Origin of the sequence: uncultured Caulobacter sp., from assembly GCF_937900395.1 — a bacterium.
Taxonomy (GTDB): domain Bacteria; phylum Pseudomonadota; class Alphaproteobacteria; order Caulobacterales; family Caulobacteraceae; genus Caulobacter.
Genome location: NZ_CALCDX010000104.1, coordinates 1 through 22,488 on the forward strand (window position 1 = coordinate 1; position 22,488 = coordinate 22,488).

Annotated in this window: 18 protein-coding genes; 6 read left to right on the plus strand and 12 right to left on the minus strand. The window is 67.2% G+C overall.

Annotation, left to right across the window (positions count from 1 at the left end; genetic code table 11):
* The 9 genes from bcsA to Q0379_RS09070 form a co-directional block, all read right to left on the minus strand.
* Positions 1–2,268, minus strand: a 2,268-nt coding sequence (bcsA, locus tag Q0379_RS09030) for a UDP-forming cellulose synthase catalytic subunit (protein ID WP_299007310.1), incomplete at its 3' end; no start/stop codon positions are given.
* Between the two features lie 2 nt (positions 2,269–2,270).
* Entirely contained in the window at positions 2,271–3,026 is a 756-nt protein-coding gene (gene bcsQ / locus Q0379_RS09035; RefSeq protein WP_299007313.1) for a cellulose biosynthesis protein BcsQ, read from the minus strand.
* A complete protein-coding gene (locus Q0379_RS09040; RefSeq protein ID WP_299007316.1) occupies positions 3,027–3,326 on the minus strand; it encodes a hypothetical protein in 300 nt (99 codons plus the stop codon).
* Between the two features lie 973 nt (positions 3,327–4,299).
* Complete coding sequence (locus tag Q0379_RS09045) at positions 4,300–5,403, minus strand: calcium-binding protein (RefSeq protein ID WP_299007319.1); 1,104 nt, start codon at positions 5,401–5,403, stop codon at positions 4,300–4,302.
* A gap of 274 nt (positions 5,404–5,677) precedes the next feature.
* Positions 5,678–8,689, minus strand: a complete 3,012-nt coding sequence (locus Q0379_RS09050; RefSeq protein ID WP_299007322.1) for a TonB-dependent receptor — start codon at positions 8,687–8,689, stop codon at positions 5,678–5,680.
* 335 nt (positions 8,690–9,024) lie between these two features.
* The gene (locus Q0379_RS09055; protein WP_299007325.1) at positions 9,025–9,309 is read right to left on the minus strand and encodes a hypothetical protein; all 285 of its coding nucleotides are present in this window, start codon (positions 9,307–9,309) and stop codon (positions 9,025–9,027) included.
* A gap of 72 nt (positions 9,310–9,381) precedes the next feature.
* Positions 9,382–10,359, minus strand: a complete 978-nt coding sequence (locus Q0379_RS09060) for a nitronate monooxygenase family protein (RefSeq protein ID WP_299007328.1) — start codon at positions 10,357–10,359, stop codon at positions 9,382–9,384.
* Between the two features lie 227 nt (positions 10,360–10,586).
* Positions 10,587–11,552: a quinone oxidoreductase gene (locus Q0379_RS09065; RefSeq protein WP_299007331.1), complete on the minus strand. Its 966-nt coding sequence runs from the start codon at positions 11,550–11,552 to the stop codon at positions 10,587–10,589.
* Positions 11,552–12,247, minus strand: a complete 696-nt coding sequence (locus Q0379_RS09070; RefSeq protein WP_299007334.1) for a dienelactone hydrolase family protein — start codon at positions 12,245–12,247, stop codon at positions 11,552–11,554. The genes Q0379_RS09065 and Q0379_RS09070 overlap by 1 nt, the downstream gene beginning before the upstream one ends.
* Before the next feature lie 124 nt (positions 12,248–12,371).
* On the opposite strand from Q0379_RS09070, the gene Q0379_RS09075 reads away from it, so the two are divergent.
* The 6 genes from Q0379_RS09075 to Q0379_RS09100 all read left to right on the plus strand — a co-directional run bounded on the left by Q0379_RS09075 (position 12,372) and on the right by Q0379_RS09100 (position 18,386).
* Positions 12,372–12,617 (plus strand): DUF6489 family protein, encoded by a 246-nt coding sequence (locus Q0379_RS09075; protein ID WP_013081279.1) that lies wholly within the window; start codon positions 12,372–12,374, stop codon positions 12,615–12,617.
* 2 nt (positions 12,618–12,619) lie between these two features.
* Complete coding sequence (gene mnmE / locus Q0379_RS09080) at positions 12,620–13,960, plus strand: tRNA uridine-5-carboxymethylaminomethyl(34) synthesis GTPase MnmE (protein ID WP_299007343.1); 1,341 nt, start codon at positions 12,620–12,622, stop codon at positions 13,958–13,960.
* Positions 13,961–14,129: 169 nt separating this feature from the next.
* Positions 14,130–15,986: a tRNA uridine-5-carboxymethylaminomethyl(34) synthesis enzyme MnmG gene (gene mnmG / locus Q0379_RS09085; RefSeq protein ID WP_299007346.1), complete on the plus strand. Its 1,857-nt coding sequence runs from the start codon at positions 14,130–14,132 to the stop codon at positions 15,984–15,986.
* Positions 15,976–16,626, plus strand: a complete 651-nt coding sequence (gene rsmG, locus Q0379_RS09090) for a 16S rRNA (guanine(527)-N(7))-methyltransferase RsmG (protein WP_299007349.1) — start codon at positions 15,976–15,978, stop codon at positions 16,624–16,626. The genes mnmG and rsmG overlap by 11 nt, the downstream gene beginning before the upstream one ends.
* Entirely contained in the window at positions 16,616–17,419 is an 804-nt protein-coding gene (locus Q0379_RS09095; protein ID WP_299007352.1) for a ParA family protein, read from the plus strand. The genes rsmG and Q0379_RS09095 overlap by 11 nt, the downstream gene beginning before the upstream one ends.
* A gap of 52 nt (positions 17,420–17,471) precedes the next feature.
* Positions 17,472–18,386 carry a ParB/RepB/Spo0J family partition protein gene (locus Q0379_RS09100; protein WP_299007355.1) on the plus strand — a complete coding sequence of 305 codons (915 nt, stop codon included), beginning with the start codon at positions 17,472–17,474 and terminating at the stop codon, positions 18,384–18,386.
* 403 nt (positions 18,387–18,789) lie between these two features.
* Here the strand turns inward: Q0379_RS09100 and holA are convergent, their stop codons facing one another.
* The 3 genes from holA to leuS form a co-directional block, all read right to left on the minus strand.
* Positions 18,790–19,842, minus strand: coding sequence for a DNA polymerase III subunit delta (gene holA / locus Q0379_RS09105; RefSeq protein ID WP_299007358.1), 1,053 nt, complete (start codon positions 19,840–19,842; stop codon positions 18,790–18,792).
* A 115-nt stretch (positions 19,843–19,957) separates the two neighbouring features.
* Positions 19,958–20,455, minus strand: a complete 498-nt coding sequence (gene lptE, locus Q0379_RS09110; protein ID WP_299007361.1) for an LPS assembly lipoprotein LptE — start codon at positions 20,453–20,455, stop codon at positions 19,958–19,960.
* A gap of 5 nt (positions 20,456–20,460) precedes the next feature.
* The coding region (leuS, locus tag Q0379_RS09115) for a leucine--tRNA ligase (RefSeq protein WP_299007364.1) at positions 20,461–22,488 on the minus strand (2,028 nt) is incomplete at its 5' end.

Sequence of the window (22,488 nt, forward strand, 5' to 3'; positions counted from 1 at the left end):
CGCGGGCGCCGTCGCGGCCGCGGGACGCGCCGCCGCGCGCGCGGGCTGGGCGTGGGTCTGGCCGGCTCCGAGCAGGCCAAGGCCCAGGCTCAGGGCGAGGATCGCCGCCAGGGTCGAGGCGCCCGCCCGCTTGAAGGCGATCGAAGCCCTCGGCGTGTCGCGATGGCGCCACCACAGGATGATCGAGATGGAGGCGCGCATGAGGTCGGTGAACGACTGCCAGGCCGACCAGGACACGTGATCGTCGATCAGCGGCCAGGCGTCGGCGCGGCCCATCACGACCCGCACCAGTTGCCGCCGCGACTCCAGCGTCATTTCCGTGAACATGAACCTCAGCCCACCCTTCCCGCTTCCCAACATCTTGACCGGGAACCCAAACGTCTTTTCGGCCGCGAACACCTCCACGTGGGTCACGGTCCGTCCCTCGATAACCTCGTCGTCCGGCGCCGGAACCGCCATGCCGCCCATCGAGATGTTCGTCGTCTCGGTCGACAGGACGTGGCCGTCGTCGAAATAGAGCCGCGCGGGCAGAACGACGCCCAGGTGCTCGTGCTTGCGGACCTGCCGGGTCTCGCGTCCCACCGCGATGGCGGTGATCAGGATCAGCAGGCTGAAACTGGACCAGCCGACATTCAGCATCACCGTGCCCAGCTGCACATCGAAATACTGCGGCAGCAGCAGCTTGGCGATCCCCGAACCGATCGCGCCAAACAGCAGGCCGGTGGTGATCAGCAGGGGCAGCAGGACCTTGAAGTCGAAATAGCCTTCTTCCAGCAGGCCGCCCTTGTCGGTGACGTTGAACTTGCCCTTCTTGGGATCGAACAACGGCAGGATCGTCGGCCCCACCAGGTGGAACGAGATCAGCGACTCGTAGACCTCGCCCCAGAAGGCGCGACGATACTTTCCTTGGATGCGCTCATTGACCAGCACCGACAGCAGAAGGTGCGGGATCGCATAGGTGACGATCGTCCAGGCCGCGGCGGCGATGATGTTCTGTTCGAAGATCAGATAGGCCAGCGGCGAGGTCAGGAACACGATCCGCGGCAGCGGAAACTGGAAGTGCAGCATCGCGTTCAGGTAACAGAGGCGCTGGCCCAGGGTCAGGCCTGGCCCGAGCATCGGATTGTCGATCCGGAAGATCTGGGTCATGCCGCGCGCCCAGCGGGCCCGCTGGCCGATGTGCAGGGCCAGGCGCTCGGTCGCGAGGCCCGCCGACAGGCGCGTGTTCAGATAGGCTGTGTTCCAGCCCATGCGCTGGAGCTTGAGCGCGGTGTGGGCGTCCTCGGTCACCGTCTCGCCGGCGAAGCCGTTGGTCTGCTCCAGCGCCTCGCGACGGATGACCGCGCAGGATCCGCAGAAGAAGGTGGCGTTCCAGAAGTCGTTGCCCTTCTGGACGACGCCGTAGAACAGGTCGCCCTCGCCCGGGATGTCCTTCACGGCGCGGATGTTCCGCTGCACCGGATCGGGCGAGTAGAAGTAGTGCGGCGTCTGCATCAAGGCCAGCTTGGGGTCGGCCTGGAACCAGCCGACGGTCAGCTGCAGGAAGGCGCGGGTGGCGACGTGATCGGCGTCGAAGATGCAGAGCAGCTCGCCCGTGGTCTGCGGGATGGCGTTGTTGAGGTTGCCCGCCTTGGCGTGCTTGTTGTCGGTCCGCGTGATGTAGCCGCAGCCGGCCTTGCGCGCGAACTCCTCGAATTCGGGCCGACGACCGTCGTCCAGGATGTAGACCTTGAAACGGTCGGCCGGATAGTCCTGGTCCATGGCCGCGAACACGGTGTCCTGCACCAGTTCGAGGCTTTCGTTGTAGGTCGGAATGTAGATGTCGACGGTCGGCCAAGTCTCGGGCGGGCCCGTGATCTCCCGCACCTTGCGATCGAGCGGCCAGATGCACTGGACGTAGCCGAGCACCAGGATCAGCCAGGCATAGAGCTCGGCCAGATAGAGGCCGATCCCCAGGCCGGCGGCCAGGGGATTGTCGAAGTGCAGGGTCTGGGTCGTCCGCCACCAGATGTAGCGTGTCGACAAGGCGGTTGAGACCACGACCAGGCCGATGGTCATCTTGCGGCTGTCGCTCAGCTGGCCGATGGCGGCGGAGATGGCGAACACGCCGAGGCCGAAGATCAGCTGACCATTGCTGTCCAGCGGGACGACGACGGCCAGAACAACGATCAGCGCCGCCAGCGCGAAGATCGCATAGCGCGCCGGCGCGGACGCCACGACGCGACCGAACAGGCCCTCGCCGAGGTCCGATGCCCCCCTGATGTTCATGGTCAGTACGACCCCGGAGCTGTCAATCGATCGAGGCGGCCCGCGATCGTGTCGATGTCGAGCGCGGCCACGCTGCCCGGCGCGACGCCGACCACGGGCTCGCCGCGCGCGGCCGACTCAGCCAGGGCCTCGTCATAGTGGACAACGCCGATGAAGCGCTCGGGCGCGTGGGCGGCGATGAAGTCGGCGATGTCGCGGCTGAGGCGACGGCGCGGATCGACCTGGTTCAGGATGCCGAAGGTGTCGGGACGCTCCGAGATCGGGCGCAGCATCAGGCCGTCGCGATAGGTCGGCACCAAGGCCATCGAGCCGGCGTCGGCCAGCAGGACGATCAGCTTCAGGTCGGCCAGCGCCTCGAGACGCTCCTGCATGCGGCCTTCGCCCGGCGTGGTGTCGGCGATGACGATCTCGTCGGGGGAACGGGCCAGACCCGCCAGGGCTTGCGACAAGGTCTCCTCGACCAGCAGATCCTTCATGCGAAGGCGCTCGGCGGTGGTGGCCTCGCCATAGGGCGCGACACGCACGCCATCGACGCCGCTGACCAGCGCGGCCGACCACGGCAGGCCGCGCGCGGTGCAGCGGGCAACGCCCAGATCGCCCTCGTGGTGCGGGGCGAGCAGGAAGCGCAAGGCGTTCTGGGAATCGAAATCTACGGCGGTGACCTGACGTCCCCGGCGGCGCAAGGCCACGGCCAGGTTGGCGACAAGCGTCGTCTTTCCCACGCCCCCCTTGGGCGACGACACAACGACAAGAACCATTTAGAGCGCCTTCCGCCCAATCCGCTCGAAGATCTCCGAAAGAGCCTGGGGCGCGGCTTCGACCGGCTTGGCCGAACCATAGCGGCTGAACGCGGCGCCCTTGGAAAGGTCGGCCTCGGCGCCGCGCGCGCGGCCATCGATCTGCAGGCGATCGAACAGCGAACCGTTCGTCGGCGGTTCGGCCGCGAAGCCGGAAGCGGCCGTCGGCAGCGCGACGGGCGCAACTTCGATCGGAGCGACGGCGGCCGGAGCGACGGGAGCTTCAGCGATGGGGGCCTGAGCGACGGGAGCCGGAGCCATTGGAGCCTGGCCCATCGAAGCCGACGCCGACGTGTCCGGACGAGAGAGTTCGCTCTTCGCCCGCGCCATCCTCTCAAGAACAGGCCAAGCCTGTTCCGAGGCGCGCGGCGCGTCGAACTGCCTGTAGTTCACAGTGGACTTCAACTTATCCATGAGGGCGCTAACGTCGCTCACCGGCCAACTTCCTCGTTCCAATTCGCGCAGTAACTGCTCGATTAGAGATGAATTCGAAACTTCAGATCCAAGCCGACAACTTCAAAGCATAAACCTCGAAATTGTTTCCTCACGCGCTTCCGCCCAAATGGGTTGTTGAAACCTTACAGCATTCGACAAACCACGACCGCGTCGAAAAAGTACAGTTGCAACCTATAGTTTATTATTATTAATCTATCGTTTACTGGCCGAGCTCTCGAAGAGAATTTTATAAGCACAACCCAGCAAGGTAAACGCTTGTACACTATCGCAATCGCTTGGGGTCAAGGGTTCCCATCTGTTAGCTGACAACCGACAACCCAAAACGGGTAAACCCAAAGACAACTCGAGACCGAAATACCACCTAGAAGCGTACTTCATTTCACAGAGTTTACTGAGCCTACCAGCACTACTCCTGATTAGTTACCGACCAACATTGAACGTTGGTCAGCAGCCGATAAGGGTTGATATAGGCGCAGTCGCGCAAACAGCACAGGCGCAGCCCGCGCGCTCTATTGTCGCATGCTCGACTTTTGGAATGGGTCGCGAGAGCGACAGCAAACCCTATCGCCATAAGGCCTTTCGCGGTTCGCGATCGCCTGGTCGTCGAGGGTTGGCGGCGCGGAGCGCGCCGCCGATTGTCGGCTAGGTTTTTGACTTAAAGCATTTTTACCATGTTGCTTTAGGCTCGAACGGCGGCGCCGCAGAGCTTGAGCCCGCTTCAAGCCCAATCAAAAGATCATTACGGCCTGGATGACGGACGCGCGCCCGCGTCTCAAGACTAGATAATTCCGATCAGCGCATCGAAGCCGGAAACGTCGTTCAACGCCACCGCCGCGCCGACCTGGTGCACGGCCAGCGTATCGGCGAACACATAGAAGTCGTCGCCGACCTGCACGCCGACATAGACCAGGGCCGCCTTGGCGGCGAAGGCGGCGTTGGCGGCCGCCAGGGCGCTGTCGAACGTGGCCGCGCTGGCCACCAGCTGGTAGTTGGTGGTCGTGGCGGCGGCCAGTCCCTGGAAGTCCAGGGCGTCCTCGCCGTCGAAATCCAGAATGTGGTCCGGCGCCGTGGGCAGCGAGTCCGAGGCGGCGAAGACAAAGACGTCCGCGCCGGGCCCGCCGCTGAGGGTGTCCTGGCCGGCGCCGCCGGTCAGGGTGTCGTCGCCAGAACCGCCCTTGAGCGTATCGTTGCCCAGGCCGCCGTTCAGGACGTCCGCGCCAGTCCCGCCGTCGAGGATGTCAGCGCCCCGGCCGCCCGTCAGGGTGTCATTGCCCGAGCCGCCGGTCAGGGTGTCGTCGCCCGAACCGCCGTCCAGGATGTCGGCGCCGGCGCCGCCGATCAGGATGTCGGCGCCCGAACCGCCCTGAAGCGTGTCGGCGCCCGCCCCGCCGTCCAGGGTGTCGTCGCCATCGCCGCCGAACAGAGTGTCGCTTCCGTCGCCGCCGTCGATGATGTCATCGCCGCCCGCGCCATCCAGGGTGTCGTCGCCGACGCCGCCCGCCAGATGGTCATTGGCGTCGCCGCCGGTCAGGAAATCGTCGCCCGTCCCACCGAACGCCGCGATGGCGTGGGCGGCCTGCGCCGTCGTCGGCTCGAAGAAATCGTCGCCCGCGCCGCCGATGAACAGGTGGGAACCGTCGGAGAACTTGATCCGGTCGGCCGTCGCCGCGGCGGGCAGGCCAAAGTTCACTCCGGCCTGCGGGAAGATCACGGTGCGCGCGCCCAAGGTCAGTTGGTACGAGCCATAACCGTTCGATTGCGGGAAGAAGTTGATCTCGACATCCGTCGCCGAACCCGACGTGAAGACCAGGGTGTCGAAGGTCAGGATGTTGAAGCGCTTTGCTTCGGCGGGGGTGATCTTGGAGAAGGTGTAGGTCGCCATGGTCTGCCTCCGCGCCGCGAGAACTTCAACGGTCACCGGTCGATAGAGCCTGAAGGCCTAGTCGTCGAGCCCTTGGTCCGGCCAATTTGTCGCAGGGGAGGATTCGCTTGCGGAATAGGGCGTTAAACTTCCCCAATCCGGGTAATTCGGACGCTCGCCAACCGGTGGCCGCCGTCCCGAGGCCGGCTCGGTTGGTCTCGGCGCGAACGCCGAGACCAACCTTGCACGGGTCTGAAGGGCCGTCGGGTCCGGCTCGCGCCGAACCCGCCGCGCCTTAGAAGCTGGCCTTCACGCCGAGGTACATGTAGCGGCCGCGGTTGTCGTAGATGCCGCTGCCTTCGCCCGAGCCCGTCAGCTGATACGGGGGCAGACGATCGAAGACATTCTCCATGCCGCCATAGACCGTGTAGTTACGGCTGATCGCATATTCAGCGGTCAGGTCATGATACATGACCGCCGGATAGTAGTTGATCGTGGCGAAGTCGGCGTTCTGGGGCGGACGACCGCCGACCGACTTGATGTTCTCGATCACGTCCACCGACATCTTGCCGATGTAGCGGCCTTGATAGCCGATGCTCAGCTTGTCCTTGCGCCATTGGGCCGAGATGTTGAAGGCCCAGCGCGGATCGCCCAGTTCGTACAGGATCTGGTCCGGACGGTTCGGCTGGTCGATGAACGGATAGTTGTCACGCTGGACCACGTAGGTCAGCGTGCCGCGCAGGCTCACCGAACCGCTGTCTTCCGGCAGGTTGAAGCGATAGTTCACGTCGCTGTCGATGCCGCGCGCGCGACGCTTGGCGAAGTTCAGCGAGGTGTCCTGCAGGCTGCCCGGCACGAAGAACTTCGTGGTCGGATCGCGCTGGAACAGGGCGCAGAAGGCGTTGTCCAGGCTCGGCGCGTCATAGCAGTTGTTGAGCACCTGCTGCGGCGCGACCGACGAGATCACATTGCCCAGCTTGATGTCGTAGTAGTCGACCGACACCGTCAGGCCCGGGACGAAGCGCGGCTGCAGGACAGCCCCGATCGTCCACGACTTGGCGGTTTCCTCGCCGAGGTTCGCGTTGCCGGCGCTGGTGATCTCGGTGGTCGAGGCCCGCGCGGCGTCGTTGATGAAGCCCGTCGGGATGCCCGCGGCGGCGCAGTTGGCCGCCCGGGTCGCCGTGCCCGCGCCGATGCTGGCGATGTCGCACGGGTCGCTGACGCTGGCGAAGTTCTGGCTGGGGGCCGAGTACAGCTCCGACAGCAGCGGCGCGCGGACCGACTTGGAGTAGTTGACCCGGAAGCGCACGTCGCGGATCGGCGCGTAGATGGCGCCGGCGTTGTAGGCCAGCACCTTACCGGTGGCGCCGCTGTAGTCGGCGCCGCGAACCGCGCCGTTGACCGACAGCTCTTGCGCCCACGGCAGGTCGGCCAGGACGGGCACGCGGATTTCGGCGAAGGCTTCCTTCACGCTGAACGCCGGCGGATCGAAGATCGGGATGGCGTTCAGGAAGGTGCCGCCCGCGCGGACCAGGTCGTCATACTGCTCGTGCGCGGTCTCGCGACGGTATTCGGCGCCGGCGGCCAGGCCGATCGGACCGGCCGGCAGGCTGAACCACGGGCTGGTGTCGCCCGAGATCGATCCGCTGAACACCGCCTGGGTCTGCTTGCCGTCGGCGCGCGAGGTTGTGTTGACATAGGCCTTGGCGGCCTCGCTGGGCGCGCCTTCGCCAAAGGGGTTCAGCGGCACGCAGGCCGCCACGTCGCCGGCGACATAGGACGCCAGGCTATCGGCGTACGGCACGCGGGCGGTGGGGTCGACCGTCACGCGGCAGACGATCTGGCCGGTCGGCGAACGGACGGCGTCCAGGGCGTAGGCGTAGCGCTGCTCGACGCGGTTGTTGCGCGACAGGGCCCGCTTCTTGAACTCGCCGTAGGTCGCCGAGACGTCGTAGCGCCAGGCGTCGCCGAGGTCGCCCTCGACGCCGAGCACGGCGCGGTAGGTTTCACGACGGATCGACTCTTCGCGAACGCCCAGATCCAGGTTGTTGCGGTTCAGGCGGAAGCTGGTCGAGCCGGCCGGGAGGCGGGCGGCGATGAAGGCGCGCGTCTCGGCCGACAGGAACGGGTTGTCCAGGCTGATGAGGTCGCCGCTGTTCAGCAGGGCCGGCTGGTCGAACGAGGGGCTCGACTGCTGGAAGACCTTGTTGCGGACGTACTTGGCTTCGACGTAGGGGCGGAACGCGCGGTTGACGTCGAAGTGACCGATCAGGTTGACCGCCAGACGCTGGGTCTGGGGCTGCAGCTGGCCATAGCGACGCAGGGTCGAGCCGTCGCCGCCGGCCGAGCTGTTGGCCAGCGGGCGGAAGTCGAGACCGTAGTCAGCCTCTTGCAGCGTGCCGTTCGGCTGGAAGCGGAACAGACGCGCGCGGCCGTCGGGGAGGCAGGTCAGCGGGTTGCCGCCGCTGCACGAGGGCTGGAACGTGCCGCCTTCCGTGATCAGCATGCTGTGGATGTCGGACACGAAGATGCGATCCGGAATGCCGTCCGAGCCGTTCGCCGAACCGGCCGGGTCGGAGTCGACGATCACCCAGCCGCCGCGCTGACGGGTCTGGCGACGGTCGCTGTAGTAGATGTCTTCCTGCTTGGCGTATTCGACCGACAGGGCGACGTTGCCGCGATCGTCGGCGAAGTTCTTGCCAGCCGTGCCGCTGACGAACCAGGCGTTGCCGTCGCCGCGGCTGCTGATGCCGTCCTGGGCGCGCAGCTGCAGGCCGTCGAAGTTGCGCTTCAGCACGAAGTTGACCACGCCGCCGATGGCGTCCGAGCCGTAGATGGCCGAGTTGCCGCCGGTGACGACGTCGATCCGGTCGATCAGGTCGGTGGGGATGGTGTTGGTGTCGACCTCGTTGGAGCCTTCCGACGACGACACATGGCGGCGGCCGTTGACCAGGACCAGGGTCCGGGTGGTGCCCAGGCCGCGCAGGTCGAGGAAGTTCAGGCCGGCGGTGCCGATGAAGCGGGTCGAGTTCGACGACGAGAAGGTCGAACGGATCGAGGGCAGTTCGTTCAGGATGTCGCCGACCGACACGATGCCGGTGTTCTGGACCTGGGCGGCGGTGACGCTGGTCACCGGCACGTTCGACTGCAGGTTCGGCGTGCGGATGCGCGAACCGGTGACGACGACCTGCTCGACGGTCGCGGAGTCCTGAGCCGGCGCCGGACCGGTGGTCTGGGCGGCCGCGGCCGTGGCCAGCGCGCACGCCAAGACGGCGCCGCTGGAGAACAAGATATGACGATAAGACATGTCCAACCCTCACCCAAAACGGGAGTTTACTTTGGGCGCGGACCATAGAGGACAGATCGACGCAGCCAAGCTCAACTGTTTCACAAAATTGCAACGTGGCAAAAGGCACACACTTTTCGATATCTTTGGTTTTCAAAATGAGAAATACCATCGTTTGCTGAACACTGTGCTCCAACGCCTTAAAGATGGGCGATGGAACTCTATGATGAGGCATCATCTGCTTCCATGGCGGGCACAAGGATGAAGCGGCGAAAGCCCGCGCATAGGTGATCGTCGCGGCGGAACCGACACGTCCGGTCGGTCCTGGCCCGCGCTTCAGGAGATGGACGGGCCGGCTAGCGCGAGGGCTCGCGGCTCTGGTTCTGGCTGGTGTAGGCGTCCTGGCTCGGGTTAGAGCCGCGCGGGTCGTCGCCGCGCGCGCGGCTCTCGGCCTCCTGTCGCGTCGTGCCGGGGTTGTCGGGCTGCGTCGCCGGGCCGCGCCCCATGGCCGAGCGGGCCAGATGCGACCACCCCAGCACCGCCAGGGCCAGCACGACCAGCAGGACGACAATGACAACGACATTGGTCGACCGCATCCGGCGGCGCTCGGGCGCGCCGCGCTCGGTGTCCTGCTGCGTCATGTCGATCCTCCAGACGAATGGAGGATTAGGCCCGCGCGTGGCGACTGGTTTCGCGGGCTGTCTTTTGAGGCCTTAAGAGACCATGCCGGCCAGGCGTCCGCGGATCAGCGCCTCGGCTTCCGAGACGATGCGGTCGACCAGTTCGCGGACGGTCGGCACGTCGTGGATCAGGCCCTGGACCATGCCGGCGGTCCAGACGCCGTGGTCGACGTCGCCGCTCTCCAACCCTTCCCGGCCCCGCGCGCCCTTCACCAGGTCGGCGACGTCCTCGAACCTGGCGCCGCCGGCGCGCTCGATGGCGACCACCTGCTGGCTGATGGCGTTCTTGGCCACGCGGGCGGTGTTGTGCAGCGTGCGGAAGATCAGGTCGGTGGCGCGCTCGTCGTTCTCGACCATGGCCCGCTTGAAGTTCTCGTGGATCGGCGCCTCGACGGTCGCGCAGAAGCGGGTGCCCATGTTGACGCCGTCGGCGCCGAGCGCCAGCGCCGCCACGAGGCCGCGCGCGTCGCCGAAGCCGCCCGAGGCGATCATCGGGATCTTCACCTTGTCGGCCGCGGCGGGGATCAGGATCAGGCCCGGGATGTCGTCCTCGCCCGGATGGCCGGCGCACTCGAAGCCGTCGATCGAGATGGCGTCGACGCCCATCCGCTCGGCGCTGAGCGCATGCCGGACGGCGGTGCACTTGTGGATCACCTTCACGCCGTGGGCCTTGAAGTGGTCGACATGCTCCTGCGGCTTGTAGCCGGCGGTCTCGACGATCTTGATCCCGCTCTCGATGATCGCCGCGCGGTACTCGGCGTAGGGCGGCGGGGTCATGGCCGGCAGGATGGTCAGGTTCACCCCGAACGGCTTGTCGGTCATCTCGCGGGTGCGGGCGATCTCCTTCGAGAGCGCTTCCGGCGTCGGCTGGGTCAGGGCGGTCAGGAAGCCCAGCGCGCCCGCGTTGGCCACCGCGCCCACCATCTCGGCCTTGCCGACCCACTGCATGCCGCCCTGGGCGATCGGATGCTCGACGCCGAACAGCTCGGTGAAACGGGTCTTGATGGCCATGGCGCGCTGCCTCCCTCGTGTTTCGAAGAACTATGACGAGGCGGCCCTTAGGTCAGGCAAGAGATAGATCCTCCCCCGCGATGCGGGGGAGGTGGCCCAGAGGGCCGGAGGGGGCGAGCTGGAAATCGGCCGTGTTAGCCCCCTCAGTCGCGGAGTTCATCCTCGGGCCGACCTTCGGTCGGTCCCGGGGGTGACAGCTCCCCCGCATCGCGGGGGAGCATCTTCGCTCACGGAATCAACACCGTCGCCCCAGTCGTCCGCCGACCCTCCAGCGCCTCGTGCGCCGCCCGCGCTTCGGCGAGCGGGAAGGTCTGGCCGATGTCGCTCTTCACTGCGCCCGAGCCAATCACCGCGAACAGCGCCCCGGCGCTCTCGTCCAGCTCCCCGGTCGTGGCGATGTAGTCGAACAGCTTGGGCCGGGTCACGAACAGCGACTTGGCCGACAGCTCCAGAGGGGCGAAGGCCGGGACGGGGCCCGAAGCGTTGCCGAAGGTGACCATCATGCCGCGCCGCGCCAAGCTCTTCAGGCTGGCCGCCCAGGTGTCCTTGCCGACGCCGTCATAGACGACCGCCACGCCCTGGCCGGCGGTCAGGGCGGCGACCTTGGCGGCGACGTCCTCGTGGCTGTAGTCGATCACGTGGTCCGCGCCGAGGTCGCGGACGATCGCCGCCTTGGTCTCGGAGCCAACTGTGGCGATGACGGTCGCGCCCAGGCTCTTGCACCACTGGACCAGGATCTGGCCGACGCCGCCGGCGGCCGCGTGGATCAGCACGGCGTCGCCATGTTTCACGTGGAAACATCGCCGGACCAGGAACTCGGCGGTCATGCCTTTCAGCATGGCGGCGGCCGCCGTCTCGAGGCTGACGCCGTCTGGGACCTTCACGGCGCGGTCGGCCGGGACCACGGCCGCCTCGGCATAGGCGCCCATCGTGCCGTTGTAGGCGACGCGGTCGCCGACCTTGAACCGGGTGACGCCGTCGCCGATCGCCTCGACCGTCCCGGCCGCTTCCAGCCCGATGCCGCTCGGCAGCTTCAGCGGATAGAGGCCCGAGCGGTGATAGGTGTCGATATAGTTCAGGCCGACGGCCGCGTGGCGGACCAGAATCTGGCCGGCGGCGGGCGAGGGGACCTCCACCTCGACCGCCTCCAGGACTTCCGGACCGCCCGTACGGGAGATCTGGATGGCCAGCATCAGGCCAGCGCCTTCTGGAAGAAGGTCAGGCTGCGGCCGTTGGCCTTGGCCGCGTCGGCGGCGTCATAGTGCGCGCCGCCTTCCCGCGCGAAGGCGTGGTCGCGGCCCGGATAGGTGTGCAGCTCGATCTGCGGGTGATCCTTCAGCGCCTGCAGGATGACCTGCTGGGCTTCCGGCGGCACGAACTGGTCCTTCTCGGCGATGTGCATCAGCAGCGGGTGGTTCAGCTTTTCGGCCTCGCCGACATGCTTCTCGAGACCGACGCCGTAGTAAGAGACCGAGGCGTCGACGTCCGTGCGGGTCGCGGTCAGGAAGGCCAGCAGGCCGCCCAGGCAGTAGCCGACCGCGCCGACCTTGCCGTTGACGCCGTCCAGTTTGCGGGCGGCGGTGATCGTCGCGGCTATGTCATTGACGCCGGCGTCGAAGTCGAAGGCGTTGAACAGCTCGAACGCCTTCTTCCACTCGGCCTCGGACTGGTCGGTGATGTCGATGCCCGGCTCGATCCGCCAGAACAGGTCCGGGCAGATGGCGACATAGCCCTGGGCGGCCAGGCCGTCGCAGATATCGCGCATGACCTTGTTGACGCCGAAGATTTCCTGGATGACGACGATGGCCGGCGCCGAGGCCGCCTTCGGGCGCGCCACATAGGCGCTGAACGCGCCGTCCGGCGTGGTGATGGTGAGGGTCTCGCTCATCGGGATTCTCCGTCGTGTTCAGGTCCCTCTCGGGACGAATGTGACTTTCGACCAAAGCGCTCTAACCTGCGCCGACGGGCGAGGCCCATAACAATATCGTGCCCTGACCGAAGGGAACTTTCCGATGAAGATGACGATCGAGATCGACTGCACGCCGGTCGAAGCGCGGGCCTTTCTAGGCCTGCCGGATGTCAGTGGTTTGAACGAGCATCTCGTCAAGGAGATGCAGGCCCGCATGGACGCCAACATGGCGATGCTGGCGCCGGAGGAGCTGCTGAAGAACTGGATGGCGTTCGGGACGGGCGCCCAGGAGAGCTTCCGCAAGCTGATGACCGCCGCCGCCAACGCCGCGGTCGGCAAGCCGGACTGACCATGACCGATACGATCTTCGCCCTGGCCACGGCGGCCGGCCGGGCGGCGGTGGCCGTCGTGCGGATTTCCGGGCCGGACACCCTGCGGGTGGTCCAGGCCCTGACGGGCCGGCCGCCGCCGCCGCGTATGGCCGCGCTGCGCAAGCTTCGGCATGACGGGGTAGAGCTGGATGAGGCCCTAGTCCTACGGTTCGAGGGCCCGGCCAGCTATACCGGTGAGGATAGCGCCGAGTTTCACGTGCACGGCGGCCGCGCCGTGGTGGAGGCTCTGCTCGGCGCCCTGAGCGACCTCGGCCTTCGCTTGGCCGAGCCCGGTGAGTTCACCCGCCGCGCCTTCGAGAACGGCAAGCTCGACCTGGCCCAGGCCGAGGGCGTCGCCGACCTGATCGACGCCGAGACCGAGGCGCAGCGGCGGCAGGCCTTGGGCCAGGTCGGCGGGGCGCTGAGCCAGCGCTATGACCGCTGGCGCGACCTGCTGGTGCAGTCTTTGGCGATGCTAGAGGCCGCCGTCGATTTCCCGGATGAGGACCTGCCGGAGGAGGTGGCCGAGCGGGCGCGCCCCGGTCTGCGCGTCCTGGCCGAGGAACTGGACGCGGCCCTGGAGGATGTTTCCCGTGGCCGTCGGGTGCGGGATGGGTATCGCATCGCCCTGGTCGGTGCGCCGAACGCGGGGAAGAGCACGCTGCTCAATGGTCTGGTCGAGCGCGATGCTGCGATCGTCACGGATACGCCGGGAACGACCCGCGACGTGATTGAGGTTCCGCTGGTGCTGGGTGGCTATCGCGTGCTGGTGGCCGATACCGCGGGGCTCCGTGAGACCGACGATGCGATCGAGGCCGAGGGCGTTCGTCGCGCCCGGCGGTGGGCCGAGGAAGCCGATCTGCGGCTCTGGGTCGTCGATGGCTTTCACGTGGAACGGGTCGAGGCGCTGGAGATGACCGTTCGGCTCGGCGACTGGCTGATCCTGAACAAGGCCGACATCGCCGATGCGAACCCCCTTTCCGAAGCCGAGACACGGTGGTCGGGGGAGGGGCTGAAGGTCCATAGGCTTTCGGCCCGGTCGGAGGACGCCGTCTCCACTTTACGGGAAGCGCTCGGGTCATACGTGGCAGAAGCCTTGTCCGGCGCCGAGTTCCCAGCCGCTACGCGCCTCCGTCACGCGGAGCGGCTCGCGGAAGCGCGAGGCTACCTGGCGCGCGCCATGTCCGACATGGGGCTTGAGGTCGAGCTCGCCGCCGAGGATGTTCGTCTGGCGTCGCGGGCTCTGGAGAAGATCACCGGGCGGGTCGATCCCGAGGACGTCCTGGGTCGGGTCTTTTCAACCTTCTGCATCGGCAAGTGATGTTTCACGTGAAACCCTCCCCATATTGTCCACAGCGCGCTCACAGCTGTGCAGGGGGTGTTTCACGTGAAACACCGTCGACTCGGATCGACCCTCTCGGCTGATTGGCGTATATGTCGAGTCCAGCGCCCCCGCTTGTCCCGGGGGCGTTCGCATTGAGGCGAGCGTCTTGTCCAAGTCCTGGGATGTCATTGTCATCGGCGGCGGCCATGCCGGCTGCGAGGCCGCTGCGGCCGCGGCGCGTACGGGCGCGCGCACCCTGCTGCTGACCCACAAGCTGGAAACAATCGGCGAGATGTCGTGCAACCCGGCCATCGGCGGCTTGGGTAAGGGGCATCTTGTCCGCGAGATCGACGCCCTCGACGGCGTCATGGGCCGCATGGCCGACAAGGCCGGCATTCAGTTCCGGATGCTGAACCGCTCCAAAGGCCCGGCTGTGCGCGGTCCGCGCTCCCAGATCGACCGCAAGCTCTATCGCGAGGCGATGCAGACCGAGCTGTTTTCCACGGGAAACCTCGACATCATCGCCGCCGCCGCCGAGGACCTGATCGTCGAGGAAGGCCGGGTCGCGGGCGCCATCGACGGGGAAGGGCGGACCTATCGCGCGCCCCGCGTCATCCTGACCACCGGCACCTTTCTGAAGGGCGTCATCCATCGCGGTGAGGAACGCATCCCCGCCGGTCGCGTGGGCGACCAGCCGGCCATCGGGCTTTCGGATCGCCTGTACGGCCTGGGCTTTCAGATGGGCCGGTTGAAGACCGGCACGCCCGCGCGCTTGGACGGTCGAACCATCGCTTGGGACCGCCTCGACAGCCAGGCCGCCGACGACGAGCCGGTCCCGTTCTCGTATCTGAACGACAAGATCGACGTGCCGCAAATCGCCTGCGGCGTGACCTTCACGACGGAAGAGACCCACCGGATCATCGCCGAGCGGATCGGCGAGTCCCTGGTCTATAGCGGCCGCGCCACGGGTGTCGGCCCTCGCTATTGCCCGTCGATCGAGGACAAGGTCGTCCGCTTCGCCGACAAGACCAGCCATCAGATTTTCCTGGAGCCCGAGGGCCTGGACGATCCGACGGTCTATCCGAACGGCATTTCCACGTCGGTCTCGGAAGAGACCCAGCTGCTGTTCCTGCGCACCATCCCGGGCCTCGAGGCCGTCGAGGTGCTGCGCTACGGCTATGCGATCGAATACGACTATGTCGATCCGCGCGAGCTCTACGCCACGCTGGAGACCAAGCGCCTGCCGGGCCTGTATCTGGCCGGCCAGATCAACGGCACCACGGGCTATGAAGAGGCCGGCGCCCAGGGCCTGGTGGCGGGCCTGAACGCGGCGCTAGCCGAGCAGGGCAAGGAGCCCGCCGTCTTCGCCCGCGACGAAGCCTATATTGGGGTGATGATCGACGACCTCGTCACCCGGGGCGTGACCGAGCCCTATCGGATGTTCACCAGCCGGGCCGAGTTCCGCCTGACCCTGCGCGCCGACAACGCCGACCAGCGCCTGACCGATCGCGGCATCGGCCTGGGCGTGGTCGGCGAACGCCGCGCCAAGGCTTGGGCGGAAAAGAAGGCGCGGCTGGACGCGGCCCGGAGCTTTGCTCGCTCCTTCAGCCTGACCCCGAACGAGGCGGTAAAGGCGGGTTTCAAGGTCAACAGCGACGGCGTCCGCCGCGACGTCTTCGCCATGCTGGCCTATCCGGACGTGACCCTCGAAGACCTGGGCCGCGTCTGGCCCGAGGTTTTCACGTGGAACACCGACGTCCGCGAGCAGATCGAGATCGAGGCGGCCTATGCCGGCTACCTCGATCGCCAGCGGGCTGACGCGGAATCTCTGCGCAAGGACGAGGACCTGCGCCTACCGGCCGATCTGGACTACGCCGACATCGGCAGCCTGTCGAACGAGGTCCGCGAGAAGCTGGCCCGTGTTCGCCCGCTGACCTTGGGCCAAGCGGCCCGCATCGAGGGCGTGACGCCGGGAGCGCTGACCGCGCTGCTGGCCCACGTGCGGCGCACCCGTGCAGCCTGACGCTATCCTTGCAGAGCCGCCGGCCCTGGACGCGGCTGGCTACCAGGCCCTGACCGGGGCCAGCGACGCCCAGATCGCCGATCTGGCGCGCTATCAAGAGTTGCTGGCCGAGTGGAACGAGGTGATGAACCTCGTGGGGCCTCTGACCATCGCCACCTACTGGACGCGCCATGCCCTGGACAGCTCGCAGCTGCTAAATCTGGCGCCGGAGGCGTCCGCGTGGGCGGATCTCGGCGCCGGCGCCGGTCTGCCCGGGGTCGTGCTGGCCATACTCTTGAAGGGTAGGGCCGGGGCCAAGGTTCACTTGGTGGAGTCGATGGCCAAGCGCTGCCGCTTCCTGGACGTCGTCGCCAGGGATCTCGACCTGCCGGTCCAGATCCACAACGCCCGGGCCGAGGACCTGAAGCTGAAGGTCGACATCGTGACGGCGCGCGCCTGCGCCCCGATGACCAAGCTGCTGGGCTTCGCCGAACCCTATCTGCGCGCCGGCGCGACGGGCCTGTTTCTCAAGGGGCAGGATGTCGCGACCGAGCTTTCCGAGGCCGGCAAGGCTTGGAAGTTCGACGCGCAATTGCGACCTAGCCAAAGCGACCCCCGCGGTCGGATCGTTCAAGTGAAGGGGCTGTCACGTGTCCGCTAATCCTCTGCGCGTCCTGGCGATCGCGAACCAGAAAGGCGGCGTGGGCAAGACCACGACCGCGATCAACCTGGGCACCGCCCTGGCGGCCTGCGGCGAGCGTGTTCTGCTGATCGACGCCGATCCGCAGGGCAACTGCTCCACGGGTCTGGGCATCGGCCGCACCCAGCGCCGCACCACACTGTATGACGTGCTGATGGGCGAGTCGCCGGTCGTCGACGCGGCCGTGAAGACGGAACTTCCGGGCCTCGACGTCATACCGGCCGACGCCGATCTGTCCGGTATTGAAATCGAACTGGGTCAGACCGCGCGCCGGTCATACCGCCTGCGGGACGCCCTGGAGGTGATCCGCGCCAACGGCCCCTACACCTATGTGCTGATCGACTGCCCGCCGTCGCTGAACGTCCTGACCGTCAACGCCATGACCGCTGCCGACGCGGTGTTCGTGCCCCTGCAGTGCGAGTTCTTCGCGCTGGAGGGCCTGACCCAGCTGATGCGCACGATCGAGCGCGTGCGCGGCAGCCTGAACCCGCACCTGGAGATCCAGGGCGTGGTTCTGACCATGTACGATCGCCGCAACAGCCTGTCGGAACAGGTGGCCAAGGACGTCCGCGAACACTTCGGCGACAAGGTCTATGACGCGGTGATCCCGCGTAACGTCCGTGTCTCGGAGGCCCCGTCGTTCGGCAAGCCGGTGCTGCTGTACGACCTGAAGTGCGCGGGCAGCCAAGCCTATCTGAAGCTGGCCCGCGAAGTGATCAGCCGCGAGCGCGACCGGCAGGCCAAGGCCGCCTGAAGCCATTTTGACTCGATTTTGAACCTAGAACTGAAGCTTGACTGAGATAGTGATGGAGTCCGCCGTGGTGGGAGAGCCGGGTATGGCCGAGGGGCGTCGGGGACTGGGACGCGGTCTGTCCGCCTTGCTGGGCGAGGTCGAGGCCGCGCCCGCCCAGGCGCCGGGCGATCAGTCCGCCGGATCGCGCGAGGCGCCGATCGAGCTTCTGAAGCGCAATCCCGACCAGCCGCGCCGCACCTTCCGCGAGGAGGACCTGGAAGACCTGTCCAACTCGATCCGCGAGAAGGGCGTGCTCCAACCCATTCTCGTCCGCCCCGCGCCAGGCGCGCCCGGCGAATTCCAGATCGTCGCCGGCGAGCGCCGCTGGCGCGCGGCCCAGCGCGCGGGCCTGCGCAGCGTGCCGATCATGGTGCGCGAGCTCGACGACCTGGCGGTGCTGGAGATCGGCATCATCGAGAACGTCCAGCGCGCGGACCTGAACATCCTCGAAGAAGCGCTTTCGTACAAAGTGCTTATGGAGAAGTTTGAACGCACCCAGGACGCCATCGCCCAGACGATCGGCAAGAGCCGCAGCCATGTGGCCAACACCCTGCGCCTGCTGGCCCTACCGGAAGAGGTCCAGTCATACCTGGTCAGCGGCGAGCTTTCGGCCGGTCACGCCCGCGCGATCGCGGCCGCCGCCGACCCGATCGCTCTCGCCAAGCAGATCATCGACGGCGGTCTCTCGGTTCGCGAGACCGAGGCTCTGGCTCGCAAGGCCCCGACCGCGCCCTCGGCCAAGAGCAAGGGCGGCCGTCCGCCCAAGGTCAAGGACACCGACACCCAGGCCCTGGAAGCTGACCTGTCGTCGGTGCTGGGCCTGGACGTCACCATCGACCATCGCGGCGGCGCCGGGTCGCTGACCATCAGCTACGCGACGCTCGAGCAGCTCGACGACCTGTGCAATCGCCTGACCCGCGGGGTCTGATCACTCGCACTTAAAAGCGTGCGAATGAGTGGTTTTCGGGTCTCTGAAAATCGCCTCTGTCGCGCACCGAGCGGCGCCTCTCCGTACTCCGGGAGGCGCCGTTTTCGTGAGACGAGGGCGGCTTGCAGGGTTTTCCGCCGCAAGCGCTTGTGGCGTAAGGGTTTCTCGAAAAGCGTCCACAGCAGCGCAAACGGGGTGTTTTGGAGCGGTTTCGGGCGGCCTTTCGCGCACTTCCGCGCAATCACACCTAAGTCGCCTTCCTGGGCCCTGTGCCCAGGACCCATCCGTCCGATCGCGCGGCGCGCGAAGGCAAGCGCGAGCGCGCGATCATCGGGTTCAGGCTAGCTGAACGCTGGATCCTGGGCACAGGGCCCAGGAAGGCGGGTAATGAAGGCGAAGGTTCCTACAGCCCCAGTCGCCGCGCGCGACCCGCGATCGCCAGGGCCAGACGCTCGGCGATCAGCTGGTCGGGCGAGCCGGAGGTCTTGCAGGCCCGGTCGGCGTTGAGGACCTCGCCCTGGACCTCGAGGATGGCCTCCAGGTTCCAGGCCCGGGCCTGGCGCAGGAATTCACGCTCCTGCTTCCAGAAGACGCCGGCGGCCTTGGCGGCGGCCTGCAGGTCGACGCCGTTCTTGTGCAGGGTCAGGACGCGGCGGAGGCGGCCCAGATAGTAGCTCATGGCCCGGACGGCGGCCGGACCGCCTTCGCCCTCGGCGGCGGCGCGCCTGAGCGCCGCCTGGGCCGCGCCGACCTTGCCGCCGAACGCATCGGCCGCCGCGTCGCTGAGCGAGGCCTCGGGCTCAACCCCTAAGAAGTCGGTCAGGTCGGCCGCGGTGGCGTTGATGCCGCTGCCCGGGCCAAGATAGAGGGCGAGGCGCTCGATCTCCGCGCGGGCGACGCCGCGCTCCTTGGGCAGGCGCGAGACGAAGAGATCCAGAGCCTCGCTGTTCAGGCTGACCTTGTCATTGGCCAGGGTGTCGCGGGCCAGGCGGGCCAGGTCCCCGGCCTCGTCCTCGTAGCAGGGGATGACGGCGCAGCCCTGGGCCTTTTCGCCGACCTTGCGCAGCTGGGAGTCGCGGCCCAGGGCCCCGGCCTCGATCAGGAAGAAGGCGTCCGGATTGAGGTGGCCCTCGACGTGCCGGGTGACCGCCTCGGCGGCGGCCTTGTCCGGTCCGGCCTTCTCGCCGGTCAGCCGCAGGCGCACCAGGCGGCGGCCGCCCATCAGCGACAGGGCCGACAGCTCGTCCTCCAGCTTGGCCGGGTCGGACTCGACGTCGCTCTCGGTCAGCTGGGCGGTGTCGAAGGGGTCGTCCGGACGCTCGACCACGCGCTTGGCCAGGGCGTTGGCGCGGTCGCGCACCACGCCTCGGTCCTTGCCGTAGATGACCACGGCCCGGATGTCGGGGGTCGGCTCCTTCAGGAAGCGTTCGACGTCCGGACGCTTGGACAGGATCATCGCTTTGTCGCGCCCTAGAGCATTTTCCGACGAAGTGGACACCGGTTCGTCGTCAGAAAAAGCGTTACAATAGAAGCTTAGGGCGCTTTCCGATCCAGTCGGGTCGGAAAGCGTCCTAGGCCGGCTTCTTGCCCGCTAGCCAGGTGGCGAGGTCCAGCTGGATCTTGCGGGCCACCTCGGCCGCCGCACGCTCCTGACCGTCCTGCTGGGCGGCGATGGCCGCGTAGGGCTGGTCGGCCGAGTCATAGGTCACCGAGGCCTCGGTATAGCCCTTGTGGACCTCCGCGCCGGTCTTGGCGTCCAGAAGGCGCCAGGTGACGCTCATCCGCAGCTCGTAGCGATTGGCGACGTTGTCGAGGCGGACGCCGCGGGCGAACCGCGTCTCGTTGACCCCGAAGGCCAGCTTGTACGCGGCTGGGGTTCCCTGGCGATGGGCCAGGGCGTCGTCCAGCTGCTCGCGCAGCAGATAGCCTCCGCGACCCTCGGCGGCGATCGTCTCGATGCCCGAGAGGCCGCCTTCCACGCCCGGACGGGCGTAGAGGGGCGTGAAGCCGCAGGCCGACATGCCAAGGCTCGAAAGCGCCAGGGCGCCGATCAGCAGGAAGCGTTTCATCGGTCTCAGTTGGCCACGATGTTGACGATGCGGTCCTTCACGACGATCACCTTGCGGACCGTCAGGCCCTCAAGGTGAGCCAGGACGTTCGGATCCGCCAGCGCGATTTTCTGGACCTCGTCCTCGGCGGCGCCGGCTTTCACCTTCACTTCGCCGCGACGCTTGCCGTTGATCTGGATCGGCAGGACGCGCTCGTCGTCCGCGGCCAGGGCCGGGTCGGCCTTGGGCCAGGGGGCGTTGACGACCATGCCTTCGCCGCCGATCTTGGCCCAGGCTTCCTCGGCCAGGTGAGGCGTGAAGGGCGCGACCAGGCGGGCCAGGATGTTCAGGGCTTCGGCGCGGGCCGCCAGGACGGCGTTCGAGGCGCCCTCCGCCGGAGCGGCCTTCAGGGCGTTCAGGAACTCGTACAGGCGCGCCACGCCGCTGTTGAAGCGGAAGCCCTCGATGCTGTCGGTGACGAAGCCGATCAGCTTGTGGGCGGCCTTGCGCAGGGCCAAGGCCGCTTCGTCCGAGGCGTCGTGGGCGAAGTCGCCGGCCGGCTGGCTGTCGAACTCGTTCCACAGGCGGTGCGTGAAGCGCCAGGAGCCTTCGACGCCTGCGTTGGTCCACTGGACGTCACGCTCGGGCGGGCTGTCCGACATCACGAACAGGCGGGCGCTGTCGACGCCATAGGCCTCGAAGATGTCCTCGGGAGCGACCACATTCTTCTTGGACTTCGACATCTTCTCGACGTCGCCGATGATGATCGGCGCGCCGGTCTTGGCGTGGGTCGCCGAGCGACTGTTTCCCTCGACCTTGATCACCACGTCCGAGGGTTCGACCCACTCACCGGCCTCGTTCTTGTAGGCCTCGTGGGTGACCATCCCTTGCGTGAACAGGCCCGCAAACGGCTCCTCGACCGAGACCAGGCCCTCGTCCTTCAGGGCGCGGGTGATGAAGCGGGCGTACAGCAGGTGCAGGATCGCGTGCTCGACGCCGCCGATGTACTGGTCGACCGGCAGCCAGTAGTCGGCCGCGGCCTTGCCGACAGGCTCGGCGGCCTCTGTGTCGGCGAAGCGGGCGAAGTACCAGCTGGAGTCGATGAATGTATCCAGCGTGTCGGTCTCGCGTTCTGCCTTGCCGCCGCAGGTCGGGCAGGTGGTGTGACGCCAGGTCGGATGGCGCAGCAGCGGGTTGCCCGGCTTGTCGAAGGTGACGTCGTCAGGCAGGGCGACCGGCAGCTGGTCCTCCGGCACGGGAACGACGCCGCAGGTCTCGCAGTGGATCACCGGGATCGGACAGCCCCAATAGCGCTGGCGCGAGACGCCCCAGTCGCGCAAGCGATAGACCGTCGCGCCCTGGCCCTGTCCGGCGGCTTCGATGCGCGCCACGGCCTCGGCCTTGGCGGTCTCGACGTCCATGCCGTCCAGGAACTTCGAATTGAAGATCTTGCCGGGGCCGACATAGGCCTCCTTGCCGACCTGGAAGGTCGCCGGATCCTCGCCGTTGGGCAGCACCACCGGCAGGACCGGCAGGTCGTACTTACGGGCGAAGTCCAGGTCGCGCTGGTCGTGGGCCGGGCAGGCGAAGATCGCGCCGGTGCCGTAGTCCATCAGGATGAAGTTGGCGATCCAGACGGGCAGGGTGATCGACGGATCCAGCGGGTGCTTCACCCGCAGGCCGGTGTCGTAGCCCAGCTTCTCGGCGCTCTCGATCTCGGCTTCCGAGGTGCCGCCCTTGCGGCAGTCGGCGATGAACTGCTGGATCTGCGGGTTCTCGACCGCCAGCTGCTCGGCCAGGGGATGCTCGGGCGCGATGCCGACGAAGCTGGCGCCGAACAGGGTGTCGGGACGGGTGGTGTAGACCTCCAGGCCCTCGGCCAAGCCGTCCGGGGCCTCGCCGTCGAACTGGAACTTGAAGCGCAGGCCCTTGGAGCGGCCGATCCAGTTCTCCTGCATCAGGCGAACCTTGTCGGGCCAGCGGTCCAGGGTCTTCAGGCCGTCGATCAGGGCGTCGGCGTAGTCGGTGATGCGCAGGAACCACTGGGTCAGCTT